1 protein-coding gene is annotated in these 413 nt (G+C 74.3%); it reads right to left on the bottom strand.

The features are described from left to right. On the bottom strand, positions 1 to 365 hold a 365-nt coding region (locus AC559T_RS17150), incomplete at its 3' end, for a helix-turn-helix domain-containing protein (RefSeq protein ID WP_498869386.1). Positions 366 to 413: the final 48 nt, after the last annotated feature.

Here is a 413-nt window from a genome sequence, read left to right as displayed (position 1 = left end):
CCGGCGTTACGCCGCAGCTCCCGCGACACCGTCGACGCAGGCCGACCCAGGCCCCGGGCGATCTGGCGGATGCTGTCCCCGCGGGCACGACCCAGGGCGATCTCCTCCCGCTCCGCGAACGACAGATACCGCCCCGACGGGGCGGGGAAGTCCGAAGGGGGCATCCCGCCACAGTTGCGGAACCACCGGGTCCCGACCGCCGGCGACACGCCGGCCGCGACACCGGCGTCCTCGCTGCTCAGCCCCCGCGCGATCGCCACCCAGAACCGCTGCTGATGCTCCCACCGCGCCACCGGCGGCCGCCCCGGCGAGCACATCCCCGCCCGCCCCGTGACCGTCTCGGTCCAATCCGCCGGCCGTCCCATTCCCACACCTCCGGATCGAGGTGTTGCGACGACCAGTTGAATCCGCCC

Source organism: Frankia sp. Hr75.2 (genome assembly GCF_949319125.1).
Classification (GTDB): domain Bacteria; phylum Actinomycetota; class Actinomycetes; order Frankiales; family Frankiaceae; genus Parafrankia; species Parafrankia soli.
The sequence above is the reverse complement of the archived record's forward strand: the minus strand, read 5'-3'. Positions and strand labels throughout refer to the sequence as shown.